1 pseudogene is annotated in these 1,072 nt (G+C 74.3%); it reads left to right on the forward strand.

Annotation, left to right across the window (positions count from 1 at the left end):
- Positions 1-1,072, forward strand: a pseudogene (locus N4P33_RS35430) (hypothetical protein); the annotation flags it as partial.

The raw sequence follows: 1,072 nt of genomic DNA on the forward strand, positions 1-1,072 counted from the left end.
CGAGCGGCTGCTGAACGCCGCCTCCACGCAGGCGCAGGAGGCCACCGACCACGCCGAGCAGCTGCGCACGTCCACGGTCACCGAGTCGGAGTCCGCGCGCCGTGAGGCGCAGGAGCTGAGCCGGGCCGCCGAGCAGCGGATGGCCGAGGCGGAGGCGGCGCTGCGCGAGGCGCGGGCCGAGGCGGAGAAGGTGCTGGCCGAGGCGAAGGAGGCCGCCGCCAAGGCGATCTCGTCCGCCGAGTCCGCCAACGAGACGCGTACGCGCACGGCGAAGGAGCAGGTCGCCCGGCTGGTCGAGGAGGCCACCAAGGAGGCCGAGCAGACCAGGTCCGAGGCGGAGCAGCTGGTCGCCGACGCCCGCGCGGAGGCCGAGAAGATCGTCGCCGAGGCCTCGGAGAAAGCCCGTACGCTCACCGCCGAGGAGACCGCGACCCAGCTGTCGCAGGCCGCCCGGACGGCCGAGGAGGTTCTCACCAAGGCGTCGGAGGACGCCAAGAAGACCACCCGGGCCGCGGCCGAGGAGGCCGAGCGGATCCGCCGTGAGGCGGAGGCCGAGGCGGACCGGCTGCGCGCGGAGGCGCACGACATCGCCGAGCAGCTCAAGGGCGCGGCGAAGGACGACACCAAGGAGTACCGCGCCAAGACGGTCGAGCTGCAGGAGGAGGCCCGCCGGTTGCGCGGCGAGGCCGAGCAGCTGCGCGCCGACGCGGTCGCGGAGGGCGAGAAGATCCGCGCGGAGGCCCGCAAGGAGGCCGTGGCGCAGATCGAGGAGGCGGCGAAGTCCGCCGAGGAGCTGCTGGCCAAGGCGAAGGCGGACGCGGACGAGCTGCGCTCCACCGCGCAGACCGACAGCGAGAAGGTCCGCACGGAGGCGATCGAGCGGGCCACCACGCTGCGCCGGCAGGCCGAGGAGACGCTGGAGCGCACCCGCAAGGAGGCCGAGCGGCACCAGGTACATCACCTGCCGGTAGACGACCTGTTGCAGGGGCAGGGCCCACAGCGGCCGGAGCGACTCGCCGTCCAGGCGGAAGGCGTACACCGCGCAGACCGCCTGCACGGCCAGCACGCCGGT

The organism is Streptomyces sp. 15-116A (genome assembly GCF_025290915.1).
GTDB lineage: Bacteria > Actinomycetota > Actinomycetes > Streptomycetales > Streptomycetaceae > Streptomyces.